We start from the raw sequence: 14,761 nt of genomic DNA, 5'->3' as shown, positions 1-14,761 counted from the left end.
CAGTGCCGCAACAAGAATTGCTTTCCTCAGCATGGCGAATAGAGTTTGTCTGCGACGGCCTTGAGATCATGCCCTTGAATAAACTGGTCCGAGATCGTCAGGATTGAGAACAGGTTTCTTTTCAAGCCTTCCTCCGACAGCTCGCCATCTTTGATCGCCGTCTGCAGCAGGTGAAGCGCCATGTCGGCGAGGAGCATGCGCTGCTTCTCCGCCCAACCCGCATCCCCACGCATGGCGAGGTTTTGTTGATACGAAGTTTCGGTCAAATCGTGGGCAGTTCGGCCCAGTGACAGGATTTCTTTTCTCGTTGCGTCATCCATCTTGTGATTTTCAATGTGAGAGCTCTTGAGCGAGTCCGATGAGAATTCCTTCGGGACCTCGGATATAGCAAAGCCGATATATGTTCTGATACTGCGCCACTTCACCGACCAACTGCGCGCCGAGTTTGCCGAGCCGGGCGAGGGTATCGTCGATATCCTCCACTGCGAACATGACGCGCAAGTAGCCGAGAGAGTTCACCGGCGCTACACGGTGATCTGCCACCACGGCTGGCGCGAGGAAGCGGGACAACTCGAGCCGGCTGTGGCCATCCGGCGTGCGCATCATGGCAATCTCCACGCGCATGTCGTGCAAGCCCGTGACACCGTCGGCCCAATCGCCTTCAACCGGAGCGCGTCCTTCGAGATTGAGGCCAAGCTCGGTAAAGAACTCGATCGCCGCATCCAGGTCTTCCACCACGATGCCGACGTTGTCCATCCGCTTAACAGTCATGATGCCTCCCTGGCGTCCTGCCGTGATTCGCAATAAGCCTTCAGACCCGCGAGGCGCTTGGATACGACGCGGGAGAAATACAGCGCAGCCAACGGCTCCACCAGCAATCGCAAGGCCTTAGGCTTTGCAGTGATCGTGTAGCGGAAGCGCGCCTCGGTCAGCGATTTCGATTGGCCTTCCTGGAAAATCCACGACCCGGCAAACTTCTCCAGGAACCACGGCCCCTTGATCATTTTCACTGCCGCCCGTGTCGGCGGCATCACCTGGACAAATTCAACCAGCATATCCATGCCCAGCTTGGACTTCACCAGAACCTGATTGCCGACAGCCAGCGCGTTTGGATCGCCCGCTACGACAGAGATATTCTCGGGGAACGGATCCCAATCGTAACGCACCGCATAGTCTTGCGAGACGCGGTAGACAAAGTCGACCGGCGCCTTGATCGTGACGTGACTCTCAACGCTTGCCATATTCCATGTTGCTGCAAGTTAATAATTTTGCAAATGGTAGCACGGTCGATTCCGGCTGTGCACGGCTCTGCGTGTGGCGCAGCGATTCCGGCACACAGCTTCCATGCTGTCTACTTCTGGCGACGCCGCAAGCGAACTCTGCTTGAGCTAACCCATCAATTCCGAAATACTCGACCCTTGCAGTAGTTGCACAGTTTCGACCTCCAACAACCTTTCAAATAAATAGGCACGGAATGACTACGCATACCCCCCTGAAGCTCGCGCTCGCGAGTGCGCTGATCCTAAGCGCAGTAAACACCCTGGCAGCAGAAAATAACAGCAAACGAAACATCCCGGTGCAGGCAAGCGGCGCCTACTGGCGAGATGCCGGTCAGGCAGACGTGCAGCGCGTGCATGGCAAGAGCGCATCTGCTCCCGCGCTGCCACGCCGCTATCACGCAGCGACGCTGGACCGCGCCGGCATGGCGCAACTGCTCGCACACGCTCCGAATGAAAAATCGCAGTCGGCCAAGCATAGCGACATGATCATCGCGCTGCCGCACCCGGAAGGCGGCTACCAACGCTTCCGCGTCGTCGACTCGCCGGTGATGGAACCTGAACTGGCAGCCAAGCACCCTGAGATCCGCACGTACGCCGGCCGCGGCATCGACGATCCATCCGCCACGCTGCGCATGGATATCACGCCGCTCGGCCTGAAAGCATCCGTGCGCTCGCCGAACGGCGCCTGGTATGTGGACCCGGCAAACCACCTCGACGACAGCGTCTACACCAGCTACCACGCGCGCGACCTATCGAACCGCCACGGCGTTTTCAAGGAGGGGGAGATAAAGACGCCGCAAGTAATCCTGACGCGCAGCTTCGTCCACGCAGGTGATGAAGTGGAAGTGCGCGGAGCAGGCTTTGCTCCCGGCGCCACGATCACCGTTACGGTACGCAGTGAGGGCAACGACTTCGGCCCAGTGCACAGCATGGTGGTCTCGGCCGACAAGGAAGGCGTGCTATCCACGACCTTCGCCGCCGACCCATCGCGCGGCGAAGGCGCTTATTCCGTTACCGCCTCTGACGGTACGAACAGCACCACCAGCTCCTACCACGTAGTGAAAGACACGGTGAGCGCTGCAGCATCAGCGGGCACGCAATTGCGCACCTATCGACTGGCCTTGCTGACCGATCCTTCCTACGCTACCTACTTCGGCGGCAGCGCCAACGTGACGGCAGCCAAGGTAAGCCTGATCAACCGCGTCACCCAGGTCTACGAGGACGAAACCTCGATCCGCCTGATCCTGATCAACAACACCGATGCGCTGAACCTGGACACCGACGCGCAAATGACCGGCGCCAACGGCCCATGCGGCGCCACCGCCTGCTACACGGCAGACCAGGCATCCGGGTGCAGCGGCGCCACGCTGACCCGCAACCGCACCGTGATTGGCCTGCTGGCTGGCGCTGGCAATTTCGATGTGGGCCATATCGCGCTTGGCCTGAACGGCGGCGGCATCGCCAGCCTGGGCGTGGTGGGCGGAAATTACAAGGCGCAAGGCTGCACCGGCATTCCAACGCCGGTGGGCGATTTCTACGCAGTCGATTACGTGGCTCACGAAATGGGGCACCAGTTCGCCGGCAACCACACCTTCAACGGCGTTACCGGCAGCTGCTCCGGCGGCAACCGCAATGCCGGCACGTCGGTGGAGCCGGGAAGCGGATCGTCCATCATGGCCTACGCGGGCATTTGCGGCACCGACGATTTGCAGCGGCATAGCGATGCCTATTGGTCGCAGCGCAGCTTCGACGAAATCACCGCCTATACTTCCGGCGCCGAATCCAACCTCACATCCGTGCAGATGGGCGTACTGCGTGGCTTCACCACAAACGGCCAACAATTCACGCTGTCCTACAACGGCGGTTCATCGGCGCCGATTGTGCGCGGCTCCAACTTCACAACCAATGGCATCAAAGGCGCAATCGAAGCGATCCCTGGATGGCCATCCGGCGCCAGCGTTTCCGTCAGCGCGGTCAGTGACGCCGGCTTCACCGTGACCTTCGGCGGCTCGCTGGGCAGCGTAGTGGCCGGAACACTGCAACTCGCAAATTGCACGGGCGGCTGCAGCGGCAGCGTCGGCGAGATCGTAGCGGGCGGCCCGACCAAGAAACGCGGCGCTGTCGCGCAGACCGGCAACAGCGTACCCGTAGTCAGTGTAGTGCCGAGCTACACCATCCCGATCCGCACCCCGTTCGCGCTGACAGGCAGCGCAAGCAATGCGGAAGGGGAGGCCATGACTTACATGTGGGAGCAGAACGACCGCGCAGGCACTGGCGGAACAGGGCTTATCAGCAACAGCAAGGCCAATGGCCCGCTGTTCCGACAGTTTGGCCAGCAAGCGATGGTCAGCGACAGCGACGCCTTGCAATACGGCTCGCCAGGCGAAAACGCCGTGAACACCAACCCAACGCGCATCTTCCCCGACATGGCGCAAATCCTGGCCAACAACACCAATGCGGAAACCGGTTCCTGCCCAGCTGCAGCATCGCCGCCAACGGTGGACAACATCGCCTGCTTCTCGGAGTACCTGCCGACGGCCAGCTACACCGGTTACAGCAAGGTGAACGCACGTCCCGCCACGCTGAACTTCCGCCTCACCGCACGCGATGGCCACGGCGGCGTGGGCAGCGCAGCCACGGCGCTGGTGCTGGCAACAGGCGCAGGCCCGTTCCTGGTTACGGCGCCCAATTCGGCGGTAACGGTGGCGCACGGATCGCAGATGAACGTGACCTGGAACGTCGCCAACACCTCGGCCGCACCGGTGAGCACAGCCAACGTCAAGATCAGCCTATCGACCGACGGCGGCCAAACCTTCCCTTATGTGCTCGCAGCCAGCACGCCGAACAACGGCAGCAAGCTCGTAACACTGCCCGCCGAAACGACGACCACTGCGCGCATCAAGGTGGAGGCGGTAGGGAATGTGTTCTTTGACGTCTCAAACGCCAACTTCATCATCAACTGATTGACGATGGATGCGGGCCTTGAGCCATTGGCCAAGGCCCGCTTATTCTTACTGACCTGCCGGTGGTTCCCACAGTTCGACTTTATTCCCCTCCGGATCCATGACCCAGGCGAACTTTCCCCACTCGGATTCTTCAATTTTCTCGAGCACATTGCAGCCTTCTTCACGCAGAGCCTTGACCAAGCCGTGGAGGTCCGCCACGCGGTAGTTCACCATGAACGAGGAGGAGCTTGGAGCAAAGTGGTCGCTTTCGCTCGAGTTGATGCACCATGCGGTGGTGCCGCCGACCGGCTTCCCTTCATCGTCGGTCCAGTCAAACGCAGCGCCACCCCAAGTTTGAACATCAACACCCAAGTGCTGCTTGTACCAAGCGCGCAGTGCCTGGGCGTCCTTGGCCTTGAAGAAAATACCGCCGATGCCGGTAACTCGTTTCATGTGATCTCCTGATAGTTATGGTTTGTTCTTTTCGCCGCGCATACTGGCTTCGACAAAAGCATAGAATCTTACGACACTATGTTCGAGGCCATCCTCATAAATGCTCTGAACTTTTACCAGTGGATTGATTACCACACCACCCGGCAGTTCAACGAAGGGACCAGGCCCCAGCTTTGGAATAACGTCCGGCTCGGGATAAATCCATTTGCCGCCCAGATTACGAATGAAAACTTCAGCGGCATAGCACCCCATGACGCGGACGTGGCCTTTAACCTTATCGGGCGGGAAATGCCGAGTATGGAAATCGTTCATCATGCCGTCGACATACGCAAGGCTGCGCGGCGAGAAGTCCAGCTTCACTTGACTCGCCCGCATCGCAAATTCGACGGCAGATGCCGCGCATTCGGCGAGCCTATCCTTTGGCACCAACGCCTCCTGACAAATGCCATTGGCCGATGCCAGGACCAAAGGAAGCGCGGCAAGCAATTTGAGAAATGCCATCTCAGTTCTCGAACAGTTTGCCCATGGCAGCCTGATCGAAGCGTATCTGCATCGGCTCTTCGCCCTTGTACGCACCCATGTGAATGTGCGGATGGCGTGAGAAGCCGTTATTCCCTACGTGAGCGATAACCTGACCGCTTTCGACTTTTTCTCCCGGTTTAACGGAAAGCTTTGTAACGTGCGCCAGGACGAAGACCACACCGTCCTCCCTTTTCAGCTGCACAAAAGCAGCAGGCGGCTTGCCCAGAACACCGGGTCGATTGATGTCTCGATTATCACCAACCTTTTCAACTTCGCAGGAGCACGGAGAAAGCACCGGTTTGTCCCAAACGTACCAGTCCTCATTGCGGCTTCCGTCCCGCTTATATGAACGCATCCAGGTGCGGCCATGGTCGCTAACCAACTGCTGAATCACGCAGTCAGTCCCCAGCGCGTCGCCAAGTTCCTTCACGTTCCCTTGCCAATGCTCGATGCAGGAAAACGGCTGCCCGAAAATCGGATGCGCCAGGACGGTAGGAATTTCGCCGGTTGCAGCGGAAGCGGCCGAAAAATGCATCGCCGCGAAGAGTATGAGGACAGTTCTCATCTTGAATTCGAGCTCACTGGTTGAGGAGTTGATAAATATACATCAATTCTCTCGTTGACCTCGGCGATCCAGAGCGTGCTGGTATTGGAGCGAATAAGGCCAATTCTCAGCGAATTGCCTTCACGTGTAAGTTCACTATCATGACGAAGGGCGCCAAGATCGGAGACGACATCGAGCGTCTTGCCCGATGTGGAGTCGATCAATACGCCGATGATTCGATCTTCCGAAGGGCGATTATCCTTCCGGATCAATAAGAGCAGATGACCCCTGTGCAGTTCGACCCCGGTGACTTCGGCGCAAGTGCTTTCGAAGTTTGACTTTAGCTTCCCTTGGACGAATAACGCGGGTGAGATGGGAACCTGCAATTCAGGTTTCTCGCCAACGCGCACATAGACACGCATATCATCGTTTGTCGGATCGCCGCTGGAAGATTTGAACTCCACGTGAAGCCGGCCAGACGCCTGTTGGCAGGATGCATTCCATCCGCTAACAAAGCGATCGACAAATTCATCGGCCAGGCTGGGGCGAGCAAGAAGCAAGAATAGTAGAAAGACGAATTGCGGCATTTCACACCTGATAGGCTTATGCGAGGATAATCCCGAGATTTTGTTTGAGTTCCTCCGCTTTCTCGGGAGAAGGTGCATTCGCTTGTGCCAATTCTGCTGCGGCTTTGGCTTCACTCTTTCGGTCAAGTGCGAAAAGCACGTGCGCTTCCATCACTCGCGTGAGCCAATTGGCTGGCGCATTTACGATGGATGGACCCAGCACTGCAAGTGCCTGTTCGGCGGAGCCGTGAAGCAGCAGTTGATTTGCCAGGAAGTAGCGAGCAATGATTAGGGCTGAAGAGCCTTCTGCATTGCCTTGCGTCAGATCGACAGCGAGCGCCTTTTCCAGTTGCGTCGTCGCTTGCTCATGTTCCCCAAGCTCGTTAAGCACGCAAGCGTATTCACCGTAGTATGAGGAGAGCCCATAGTGCATAGGGTCTGCCAAAGGAATGGCCTCTTCATACAAACGCCTGGATCGTTCACGATCACCGGCCTGCCAAAGGTCAAAACCTTCTTTCGCGAGCTTCGAAGCCTTTTTCTGGTCGATCATTTTGCCGCGATCAGCAAACGAACCCATGATCCTTCTTATAGCGGGCGACGTCGTCCGCCGGCATGGTCTTGAACAGCGCGCAAACTGTAAAGCTGCCTATTTGCTTGCCGTCCTGCTGGTAGCCCCAGTCGCTGATTTGTTCGCGCTTGAAGGCATAGACCTTACCGACGGTGACGGATTTGACGACGTAAGGCTCGTTGGCGAGGACACCCGCGAAGCCACCTTTGATTTCCTTGAAGGGCACAAACCACATGTGCTCAACACCGTGTTCGTCCGACAGCTTGACCTTCAACTTGAAGTTGCTTGCGCCGGTAGGCGGTTGCTTAGACAAGGCTAGGAAGTCATCGAGCGTTTTCCTGGCCTCTGCGATTGCCGCGTTCATGTTCTTGTCCTGATCGCGCACCATCTGTACCTTGTCGTCGATCTTTTCAGCAGAAGCTTCGATGCTTGAAAAGGCCATGAGCAGCGCTAGGCCATTTAGTATTTTCTTCGTCACTTTTTGAACCGATGAATTAGGAAGTTGAGTGTACGCCAGCACATATAAACGCTGAGCGGAATAAAAATTGGAATCCAGATGTAGGCGTTGTGGCCGCACGCATTGCTGTACTTGAGCCCTGGGATGCTACAGAATCCACCGAGCAGGAACCAGCCGAGCAATGTGCCGACGAGTAGCGCAATGGCTGCGATCAGAATCCGAATCATGCCGACGCCATCAGGCGATGCGCTCGACGCGCGCCTTGGCACACAGCGGATAGCTTTCAAGGAAAGGGGCGAGGCGAGCTTGCATCTCCTGGAATGAAGTGCCATAGATATAAAGTGCGGTCTCTGTTGGGCCTTGCCAGAAACTCAGAACACTTCCAACGCCTTCAAGAAGGCGATTGAACTCGGAGTAGACAAAGTTCGAATCGCACTCCGCGTAGACATTCTTAGGGAGTTCTGTGCCATTCAGGTGGACGCCCAATCCCTCAGCGTCGCCAAAGGGCACTTCACGGCCCTGGTCTTCGATGATCAACTTAGAGCCTTTAGGAGCGCCACTTTTCACTAGGTTCTCGATGATAATCCGCTCAACTACCGACGGATCACCAGTGACCTGGATCTCGATATCGCAGTATTCGATCTCGCCTGAGTTCATTTGCATGGTGCCGCCACCGCTTACTTCCCCGAGACCTGCAGCCAGCAGCACTTCATCCAGCGGATCCTCAAAGTACTCTCCGCGGTCCATTGGCTGAAGCCTGGCATTCAGCTGCGCGACGATGTAGGAGTTGCTCAAGATGGCACCTTCGTTGAGTTATCGTTTTCGCAAATATTAGCACGGCGCTAGATTGCGTTAGGCGAGGATCGCAATTCCACGACAATGCATGGGAAGGCCAGTTGGGCTTGTTCACGACGAGCGATTAGATCGCGATAGCCTGGCAAGCGCCGCAACCACCTGATGGCAAGCAGGCCAGCAAGAAGTGCTATGACTGCAAGTGCGAACCTGTGAGTCGCAGCGAGTGCAATAACCATCGCGATCATAGTCGTCGATGTAAGCACGGGAGCACGCCCTAGCCAACGCTCACCAGTTGTGCGCTCTACTCGGACTGCTTGCATTACAAGTTCATCGGGGAATTCTGTTTGGTATGCTGTGTATGTGTAGCGCCCTGGCGCAATCAAGCCGTCGCTTCGTATGTTGGGGTTCGGTTTGAATTCAGCATATGCGGATTCCAGGCCACCAAACGCGACACGTCCTTCGGATGTGTAAAAGGCACCGGTTAGCTTGTCGTCGTCCAGGCAGTACTGCATGGTATCGACTGGAATAGCCTCGTTCACGAACAAATGCAGTAAATAGCCGCCGTCTGCTCCAGTCGGAAATCTAAGGAGTTGATCTTGTGAGGTGAGTTGGGTGAAGTCCTCAAGGCGGCGTGGAAGCTGGCGAGGCAGCGCATCAACATCGAACAGCGCCATCTCAGCGACGTCTGTTCCGGCAGGAAGAATGGTGATTGTCATAATTTCTGTTGAGGGTAAAGAGGCTTACCCATGCATCAACGTCATACTGTACGGGTGTGGCTAAACATAGCTAGAAAAGCGATGAGCCATAGGAATGCGCCGATTAAGCCTGCAATTGCTCCAGCAATGTAAGCGCCAACGCTGGGTGAGAACAGTCCCGCTATGAACGCAATTCCGTCAAGTTGCGGTGGCATGTAAATCGGCCATTTCGCATCAAAAAATGCGTGCCACGATCCATATAGAAAATAGGCGCCAATTGCGATGCAAATTGGCGCCGTGAAGATTCCCGCGCGCGATTCGTGTTTGCTCATCTCACGCGCCGATTCGTGAATTCATTGGCCAATTCCCCACAATTGGCTTGATTGCATCCATCGATTAATTCCAGAATTTCCACCAAGGCTTAGCTGCAACTTGTTGAGCAGCGGGCTTGTCCTCGTAGGTGAAGTCAACCTTGTACGACCACGAGCCGTCATCGCGGAAGAAGTGGAGCACCGCCTTGATCCACCAATCGCCTGCTTGACGCATTTCGACGTAAAGGTCTTCGCAAAGTTGCCGAAGGTCGCCACTGATTTCGGCCTTGTCTTCGCTTGCGCCATTTTTTAGCGAGTAGTTCATATAGGAGCCATCACAGTCGATGGTCAAGTAACCTGCGTCCCAAGTCCCAGGTGAACATGTGATCGCCTCTTTCACTAAGGCGATAAGGCGCGGGGAATAACGGGCGTAACGATCAGTCAAGGGAGGCTCCTGGATAGTTGGGTTGGCATTTTCGGTTTGTCTCCACTCTTTAACTGCAGTGATGACGCGCTCTGAGTATTCTGCTGAACGATCGCGACCTTTGTATGGCGAATTGCTTGCTGCGACGATAGGTGCTGAATAGTGGATGTCCTGAGCCAGCCGCGAAAGGTATGCCCGTCCTTCACTACGGAATCTGGCGGCTTCCTGTGCGTCCAGCTGGATCAGAAAGTCATAGCCGATGAAGCTGTGGTTGCAGTTCGCATCAAGGTACAGCGTGCCATCGTCCTCCAATAGGAACCAACTTTGAGGCTCGTGATCCAGTACTTTCATCACTTATTCCTTGCCTTTATCAGGCCCAATGACTTCTTCGCACCGAGAAGAGCGATTACAACGCAAGCACCTGCCAATAGATAGTGGATTAGGAAGCCCAGCAGGCCATCACGCAGTTCCGATACCTGGTCAACATCTCCCGCCTGCGACCAGACATAGTAGAACGCGCCTGCCAAGATCACGGTGACGATCGTCTTTATAAGCCCTACTCGGAAAAGCGAGCCCGCGATAAGTGCCACAACAAAACCGGAAAGCCCTAACAAGATTTCGTGATTCCGCACCTGAATAAAGTAGGCTTCGTTGGCTATGTTGACTGAAGGAAGATGACTCAATGGTCCAACAGAGGTGGCAGCGAACAAGGTCACCGTGGTGAGCAAGGTCAAAGCAATGAATTTTGCGATCCGTTGACGTGATCGGTTCGACCTAGTCATCAAGATCTCCAATGGACAAGTCTTCTCCAAGCAACCCTAGTCCACTGCGAACGCTTTCCATTCGAGCGCCGTCGCGAAGTATATAAGCAGAGATGAAAGCTCCCAGGAAAGCTATCCCACCTGCGGAGTAGCACCAGATGGCCTCGTTGCCGCTTGGCGCTCGCAGCATATGGTCGAGTAGGGCGCCTGCGAAAATGGCGGCAAAGAACGCGAAAATAGACTTCCAGCCCAGTTCGAAGCGACCGAAGTCATTCAGATATTTATATCGTTCCACAGTATCGCCGCGTTATGAGTGGCCAACATGAAATTCTCCCTTCGCGGGTGACGTTGGATCATCCAGTTCATTTCTTAGGCTGTCGAAAATTTCCACGAGTGTTTGCTCCGACGGCGTTCCCTTGCTTTCACCAATTGCATTCGAAATATGGCGAACCATGTCGGCCAGCAGAATGCCCCACGCCTTAGGCTCGTCATGGCCGGCACTATCCCACATCCCAACGTTCAGAGTGCAGTGGAGACCTTGTTCTGCAATCCATGCACTGAGCATTTGTATGGCGTTTTCATCTCGCTGCGCGGCCGGAGGTATTATCAATGGTTTCATAGGGTTCCTTGGGCGGCTTGGCTTTAAAAAATCAAACTGTACGTCGGATGCTTCAATGAGCCAGCGGCCACCGCTTGCCCCCTCCTTGTAAGCCCATTCGATCTTGTGTGGGAGATGTCCATTCGGCGATTAGCGGTTAGCCGTCTCGGTGAGTAGGCCGCTACGCGTTGCGATAAAGAGAGCCACCAGAGGCGAGTGTGCGTCGCACTTCGGGGGTAAAGGGGACTGCGAGATAGCGGCTCGGGTGCACAAGCAAGGCTGCCTCCGGCGGCGCAAGCTTTGCGAGCGCCGCGCTGACAAAGCGGTAACCGTCTTGATCGGTCGTATGGAGGTGCATGAGGTCGACAGACATCCAACACGGTTGCTTGGCTGCCAACTCCCTCAGTTCCGAATTCGCCAGGTGCGAGAGAAGATCCGAGCACTCGCTATACGGCCCGGGGACGTTGTGCATGAGGAACATGCCAGCGTGCTCAGGAACGTTGCACTGAATTAGAAAGCTGGCGCCGGGGACCGGGCCGTCAATGACGAAGTTGCCTTGCTCGCGAGGTGGAAGAAACTCACCTGGAAAGAGAGCATCAAGCGCCTCGCGTACGTCGTCGAGACGTAGTTCGCCCCATTCGGGGAGTAGCGCCACAAGGCTGACCATGTCGGCACCACCATGGCGTACAGCTGAAGAGACGGGAGACTTTCTCCCGAACAGCTTTGATAGGAATTTCATGCGCGGATAAAGACGGCGAACGTGCGAGATCACCGGGCCGCGCGGCTCTTTGCGCGGGTCCGGTGGATTGAAAGGTTAGGATTTTAGCCAATAGCAAAGGGCCGCCCAATTCTGCTCATGTCGTGGATGCGTCGTGTCAGATTCGAAATCGTGAATCTGAACTTTCTTTTCCCACAAAGGGAACCAGAGTGGATCCTTCAGATCGTCAGCGTTAGCGGCACGGACATTCTTCATCATCTCACGACTACAGGCGCCGAACTGCACAAAATTCACTTGCGACTCGATCAGCGAATACGGATTGGGGCCGCCCGCCTTGTTCGGAAAATAAAGTTGAAAGACGTCGTCTTCCCAAAAACAAATCGGGCAAATGTCGTACGAACCAGGTCGATCACCAAAGACGTAATAGCCGCAACATGGGCAGGTGTACATGGATTCCTAACGTGGTTGCTCAGCGGCGTGCGGAAGTGGGCAAAGCCCGCTGTAGCACGTCCGCTGGAGCTGATTGTTAGCGCGAATACGTTGACTCACGGATGAACCTCCAAGTCACCCCGAAGCCCAGATACGCCCAGGGACTTTGCGAGGGTTTCGTAGTCCTCGAAGTTCGAATTAGAAATCGCAACTGGGGTTCGCCACGTAGCATCGCACTCATCACAGAGCCAAAGGTCCAAGGCAAGCGCGCGGATAGTCACGTGTTGCACGTGACCCTGACCATCGCAACGCGGACAAGTAATCGGAGTGGGCATTGGATCGCTAACAAGAAGTAGACGTCAAATTGACGTTTTTGCAAATTTTATCACGACGTCTAATGCCAAAGAGAAGCCGCTGTAATAACGACTTTTCGCGACTCACCGTAATAAAACTGCTTAATGTGTGCGAAGAAAACTCGCGTCAATTTCGGGCGACATCAGCGAGCTCGGGAGACCGTCTATTCCTCGTTCAATTTGCGCCACATGTGGATCTTGGCCTTGAAACCTGCTTGAGTGCGCATCGCCATTGGTTCGACTCCGAAGCTGCGAAAGCCAGCGGCCTCATACAGCGCAATGGCCGCTGCATTGCCTTCGGTGACCGTGAGGGTGACGACTTCGATGCCAGGTCGCTGTCTGGCGTATTGAAGTGCCAGCTTTAATAGCTTGCTGCCGAGTCCCTTGCCGCGCCAGGCTTCAAGCATATACATGCCTATGAGGTGCGCCTTGTGGCTGGTCTTGGGCCTGGTCGAAAACTCCAGTGCGACGCTTCCCACCAGTTCGCCGTCGACGAAGGTGCCGAATGCGATGGTGTTTTCCCGGGGCCCGCCAATGCGCTGCTCCCACCAGGAAAGCGGCAGGCTGGCGCGTTCGGCTGGTTCGGCGGTGAAGGCATCTGGTTCATGCTGGTAGCCGTGCAACATCAGTTCGCGGTATTGCGCGGCATGTTCGGTGCTTAACGGCTGTACGACTTTTTCCATTCTTTGAATGCGCGGTCGATGGCTAGGGGGCGTTTGTCTCCTAGTATTGTCAACACTGCGGCACGTTTCGGATAGTGGATGATGCCGACAGCGATTATCTGATTTGGGCATGCAATGGCGACAGCAGCTTTTTCATCGCAGCTGTGGACGCGGCATGCGGAAGCGAAGCGGATATTGTAGTCGAGCGGCTTGATAGGATCCGGCGGTCCGCCCAGGCCTTCGTAGACTTGGTGCAGTACCGATCCGGGATAGTAGTATTTTTCCTGAGCGTCGCCGATGAACCGGGCCAACTCATTGGTGAACTCCCGGTCGGCCATCAGCTGGTTTGTGCTCTGGTAGCGGCAGAAGTCCTGCGCATTTGCTGTACCGAGGCAGGACAACGTGATTGCTAGTAGCAGGGTTTTCACCGATGTCTGCCAAGAGGATGTTTTTTACATCCTAATGGATTATCTACTTCTTGTACATGTACTGCCGTGACCACGGTAACGAAGAAGGATGCCGTCCTGCCTTGCCGCATACAATCTGATAAAGGCTGATCCAGTCCTGGTCGAAGGCATAGGCGCAACCGGCCAAGTACACATGCCAGATGCGGAAGCGCTTGTCGCCCGCCAGCTCGCGCACCTTCTCTTCGTGGTCTTCGAAATTTTCGGTCCAGATGGTGCATGTGCGGGCGTAGTGGCGGCGCAGGTTTTCCACGTCATAGGCTTCCAGCTGCCCTTCCTGCATCGCGTGCAGCACTTGGCCGATGTGGGCCAGCTCGCCGTGCGGGAAGACGTACTTCTCGATGAATTCGCCGCCGCCGTATGGCGTTTCGCCGTTATCGGGATCGGTGGATGTGATCCCGTGGTTCATCACCAGCCCCTCGTCCGCCAGAAGCTTGTTGATAATTCCGAAGTACTCCACAAGGTGTTTCACACCCACGTGCTCAAACATGCCGACGCTGGTGATGCGGTCGAAAGTGCCGCGTACGTCGCGGTAATCCTGCAGACGGATTTCAATGAGGTGGCCGAGGCCTGCTTCGCGCACGCGCTCCTGCGCCAGTGACAGCTGGTTCTCGCTTAGCGTAATGCCTACGCAGCGCACGCCATATTTCTGCGCGGCGCGTATCACCAGCGCGCCCCAGCCGCAGCCGATATCGAGCAGGGTCTGTCCTTGCTTCAGCTGGATCTTGGCGAGGATGTGGTCGATCTTTTTGATCTGCGCGGTGGCCAAGTCCTCGTCGCCGTTTTCGAAATAGGCGCAGGAATACACCATATTCGGGTCGAGGAACTGCTGGTAGAACTCGTTGGATACGTCGTAGTGGTAGCGGATCGCTTCCGCATCGCCCTTGCGGTTATGGTGGAAGGTGCGTGCAATGCGGGCCAGGCTGCTGCTGTCTTTCAGCGAGCTGCGCGCCAGGGCGTTGACTACCTTGATCATGTCGACCGCGCGGCCGGTGACTTCAATGGCGCCTTCAACATAAGCGGTGCCAAGGCTGGAGAGGGAGGGCTTGAGCAGGTAGCGCGCCGCGGCGGGGCTGGGGACGCGTATCGTCACGCGCGGCGCTTCTGCTGGGGAGAAGTCGAAACTGCGGCCGTTCCACAGTTCTATCCTCAGGGGCAGGGCGACTTGCGGGGCAATGCTGCTTATCCAGCTGTTGATGCGGTTCTGTACAAACAT

Annotated in this window: 21 protein-coding genes; 1 reads left to right on the top strand and 20 read right to left on the bottom strand. The window is 56.2% G+C overall.

The genetic code is table 11. The features are described 5' to 3' along the window. Nucleotides 1–26 precede the first annotated feature (26 nt). From AC1RTP_RS15110 to AC1RTP_RS15100, 3 genes are read right to left on the bottom strand one after another with little or no spacing between them, the layout of a single operon-like run. Nucleotides 27–320 carry a hypothetical protein gene (locus AC1RTP_RS15110; protein ID WP_498608446.1) on the bottom strand — a complete coding sequence of 98 codons (294 nt, stop codon included), beginning with the start codon at nucleotides 318–320 and terminating at the stop codon, nucleotides 27–29. A gap of 10 nt (nucleotides 321–330) precedes the next feature. Beyond that, nucleotides 331–771: a VOC family protein gene (locus tag AC1RTP_RS15105; RefSeq protein ID WP_498608445.1), complete on the bottom strand. Its 441-nt coding sequence runs from the start codon at nucleotides 769–771 to the stop codon at nucleotides 331–333. After that, the gene (locus AC1RTP_RS15100; RefSeq protein ID WP_498608444.1) at nucleotides 768–1,241 is read right to left on the bottom strand and encodes an SRPBCC family protein; all 474 of its coding nucleotides are present in this window, start codon (nucleotides 1,239–1,241) and stop codon (nucleotides 768–770) included. Before AC1RTP_RS15100 ends, AC1RTP_RS15105 begins: the two co-directional genes overlap by 4 nt. Before the next feature lie 233 nt (nucleotides 1,242–1,474). Between AC1RTP_RS15100 and AC1RTP_RS15095 the strand changes: the two genes are divergently transcribed. Continuing rightward, a complete protein-coding gene (locus AC1RTP_RS15095) occupies nucleotides 1,475–4,243 on the top strand; it encodes a reprolysin-like metallopeptidase (protein WP_498608443.1) in 2,769 nt (922 codons plus the stop codon). 48 nt (nucleotides 4,244–4,291) lie between these two features. Here AC1RTP_RS15095 and AC1RTP_RS15090 read toward each other — a convergent pair whose 3' ends face one another. The 17 genes from AC1RTP_RS15090 to AC1RTP_RS15010 form a co-directional block, all read right to left on the bottom strand. Continuing rightward, entirely contained in the window at nucleotides 4,292–4,678 is a 387-nt protein-coding gene (locus tag AC1RTP_RS15090; RefSeq protein WP_498608442.1) for a VOC family protein, read from the bottom strand. Nucleotides 4,679–4,693: 15 nt separating this feature from the next. Further along, nucleotides 4,694–5,179, bottom strand: a complete 486-nt coding sequence (locus AC1RTP_RS15085) for a hypothetical protein (RefSeq protein ID WP_498608441.1) — start codon at nucleotides 5,177–5,179, stop codon at nucleotides 4,694–4,696. A gap of 1 nt (nucleotide 5,180) precedes the next feature. Then, nucleotides 5,181–5,765, bottom strand: a complete 585-nt coding sequence (locus tag AC1RTP_RS15080; RefSeq protein ID WP_498608440.1) for a M23 family metallopeptidase — start codon at nucleotides 5,763–5,765, stop codon at nucleotides 5,181–5,183. Next, on the bottom strand, nucleotides 5,762–6,331 hold the full coding sequence (locus tag AC1RTP_RS15075; protein ID WP_498608439.1) for a hypothetical protein: 570 nt from the start codon (nucleotides 6,329–6,331) through the stop codon (nucleotides 5,762–5,764). The genes AC1RTP_RS15080 and AC1RTP_RS15075 overlap by 4 nt, the downstream gene beginning before the upstream one ends. A 16-nt stretch (nucleotides 6,332–6,347) precedes the next feature. After that, nucleotides 6,348–6,887, bottom strand: coding sequence for a hypothetical protein (locus AC1RTP_RS15070; RefSeq protein ID WP_498608438.1), 540 nt, complete (start codon nucleotides 6,885–6,887; stop codon nucleotides 6,348–6,350). Further along, nucleotides 6,871–7,455 carry a YegJ family protein gene (locus tag AC1RTP_RS15065; RefSeq protein ID WP_498608437.1) on the bottom strand — a complete coding sequence of 195 codons (585 nt, stop codon included), beginning with the start codon at nucleotides 7,453–7,455 and terminating at the stop codon, nucleotides 6,871–6,873. Before AC1RTP_RS15065 ends, AC1RTP_RS15070 begins: the two co-directional genes overlap by 17 nt. A 117-nt stretch (nucleotides 7,456–7,572) precedes the next feature. Next, complete coding sequence (locus AC1RTP_RS15060) at nucleotides 7,573–8,130, bottom strand: hypothetical protein (protein WP_498608436.1); 558 nt, start codon at nucleotides 8,128–8,130, stop codon at nucleotides 7,573–7,575. A gap of 47 nt (nucleotides 8,131–8,177) precedes the next feature. Further along, entirely contained in the window at nucleotides 8,178–8,846 is a 669-nt protein-coding gene (locus AC1RTP_RS15055) for a hypothetical protein (protein ID WP_498608435.1), read from the bottom strand. Between the two features lie 41 nt (nucleotides 8,847–8,887). Further along, entirely contained in the window at nucleotides 8,888–9,157 is a 270-nt protein-coding gene (locus AC1RTP_RS15050; RefSeq protein WP_498608434.1) for a hypothetical protein, read from the bottom strand. A gap of 64 nt (nucleotides 9,158–9,221) precedes the next feature. Further along, nucleotides 9,222–9,911, bottom strand: a complete 690-nt coding sequence (locus tag AC1RTP_RS15045) for a hypothetical protein (RefSeq protein ID WP_498608433.1) — start codon at nucleotides 9,909–9,911, stop codon at nucleotides 9,222–9,224. Then, on the bottom strand, nucleotides 9,911–10,342 hold the full coding sequence (locus tag AC1RTP_RS15040) for a hypothetical protein (protein ID WP_498608432.1): 432 nt from the start codon (nucleotides 10,340–10,342) through the stop codon (nucleotides 9,911–9,913). The genes AC1RTP_RS15045 and AC1RTP_RS15040 overlap by 1 nt, the downstream gene beginning before the upstream one ends. Nucleotides 10,343–10,628: 286 nt before the next feature. Next, nucleotides 10,629–10,940 carry a DUF5076 domain-containing protein gene (locus tag AC1RTP_RS15035; protein WP_498608431.1) on the bottom strand — a complete coding sequence of 104 codons (312 nt, stop codon included), beginning with the start codon at nucleotides 10,938–10,940 and terminating at the stop codon, nucleotides 10,629–10,631. 160 nt (nucleotides 10,941–11,100) lie between these two features. Further along, a complete protein-coding gene (locus AC1RTP_RS15030; protein ID WP_498608430.1) occupies nucleotides 11,101–11,658 on the bottom strand; it encodes a hypothetical protein in 558 nt (185 codons plus the stop codon). Nucleotides 11,659–11,733: 75 nt separating this feature from the next. Continuing rightward, complete coding sequence (locus AC1RTP_RS15025) at nucleotides 11,734–12,087, bottom strand: CPCC family cysteine-rich protein (RefSeq protein WP_498608429.1); 354 nt, start codon at nucleotides 12,085–12,087, stop codon at nucleotides 11,734–11,736. A gap of 496 nt (nucleotides 12,088–12,583) precedes the next feature. After that, a complete protein-coding gene (locus AC1RTP_RS15020; protein WP_498608428.1) occupies nucleotides 12,584–13,102 on the bottom strand; it encodes a GNAT family N-acetyltransferase in 519 nt (172 codons plus the stop codon). Further along, on the bottom strand, nucleotides 13,078–13,509 hold the full coding sequence (locus AC1RTP_RS15015) for a hypothetical protein (RefSeq protein WP_498608427.1): 432 nt from the start codon (nucleotides 13,507–13,509) through the stop codon (nucleotides 13,078–13,080). Before AC1RTP_RS15015 ends, AC1RTP_RS15020 begins: the two co-directional genes overlap by 25 nt. Before the next feature lie 43 nt (nucleotides 13,510–13,552). Further along, entirely contained in the window at nucleotides 13,553–14,761 is a 1,209-nt protein-coding gene (locus AC1RTP_RS15010; RefSeq protein WP_498608426.1) for a class I SAM-dependent methyltransferase, read from the bottom strand.

The sequence above is a fragment of the Pseudoduganella sp. GW821-FHT11H04 genome (assembly GCF_058807935.1).
The sequence above is the reverse complement of the archived record's forward strand: the minus strand, read 5'-3'. Positions and strand labels throughout refer to the sequence as shown.

Bases quoted from the DNA above. Each gene is read 5' to 3' on its own strand.
- AC1RTP_RS15110 (WP_498608446.1), bottom strand. From the start codon at position 320: ATGGATGACGCAACGAGAAAAGAAATCCTGTCACTGGGCCGAACTGCC.
- AC1RTP_RS15105 (WP_498608445.1), bottom strand. From the start codon at position 771: ATGACTGTTAAGCGGATGGACAACGTCGGCATCGTGGTGGAAGACCTG.
- AC1RTP_RS15100 (WP_498608444.1), bottom strand. From the start codon at position 1,241: ATGGCAAGCGTTGAGAGTCACGTCACGATCAAGGCGCCGGTCGACTTT.
- AC1RTP_RS15095 (WP_498608443.1), top strand. From the start codon at position 1,475: ATGACTACGCATACCCCCCTGAAGCTCGCGCTCGCGAGTGCGCTGATC.
- AC1RTP_RS15090 (WP_498608442.1), bottom strand. From the start codon at position 4,678: ATGAAACGAGTTACCGGCATCGGCGGTATTTTCTTCAAGGCCAAGGAC.
- AC1RTP_RS15085 (WP_498608441.1), bottom strand. From the start codon at position 5,179: ATGGCATTTCTCAAATTGCTTGCCGCGCTTCCTTTGGTCCTGGCATCG.
- AC1RTP_RS15080 (WP_498608440.1), bottom strand. From the start codon at position 5,765: ATGAGAACTGTCCTCATACTCTTCGCGGCGATGCATTTTTCGGCCGCT.
- AC1RTP_RS15075 (WP_498608439.1), bottom strand. From the start codon at position 6,331: ATGCCGCAATTCGTCTTTCTACTATTCTTGCTTCTTGCTCGCCCCAGC.
- AC1RTP_RS15070 (WP_498608438.1), bottom strand. From the start codon at position 6,887: ATGGGTTCGTTTGCTGATCGCGGCAAAATGATCGACCAGAAAAAGGCT.
- AC1RTP_RS15055 (WP_498608435.1), bottom strand. From the start codon at position 8,846: ATGACAATCACCATTCTTCCTGCCGGAACAGACGTCGCTGAGATGGCG.
- AC1RTP_RS15050 (WP_498608434.1), bottom strand. From the start codon at position 9,157: ATGAGCAAACACGAATCGCGCGCGGGAATCTTCACGGCGCCAATTTGC.
- AC1RTP_RS15045 (WP_498608433.1), bottom strand. From the start codon at position 9,911: ATGAAAGTACTGGATCACGAGCCTCAAAGTTGGTTCCTATTGGAGGAC.
- AC1RTP_RS15040 (WP_498608432.1), bottom strand. From the start codon at position 10,342: ATGACTAGGTCGAACCGATCACGTCAACGGATCGCAAAATTCATTGCT.
- AC1RTP_RS15035 (WP_498608431.1), bottom strand. From the start codon at position 10,940: ATGAAACCATTGATAATACCTCCGGCCGCGCAGCGAGATGAAAACGCC.
- AC1RTP_RS15030 (WP_498608430.1), bottom strand. From the start codon at position 11,658: ATGAAATTCCTATCAAAGCTGTTCGGGAGAAAGTCTCCCGTCTCTTCA.
- AC1RTP_RS15025 (WP_498608429.1), bottom strand. From the start codon at position 12,087: ATGTACACCTGCCCATGTTGCGGCTATTACGTCTTTGGTGATCGACCT.
- AC1RTP_RS15020 (WP_498608428.1), bottom strand. From the start codon at position 13,102: ATGGAAAAAGTCGTACAGCCGTTAAGCACCGAACATGCCGCGCAATAC.
- AC1RTP_RS15010 (WP_498608426.1), bottom strand. From the start codon at position 14,761: ATGTTTGTACAGAACCGCATCAACAGCTGGATAAGCAGCATTGCCCCG.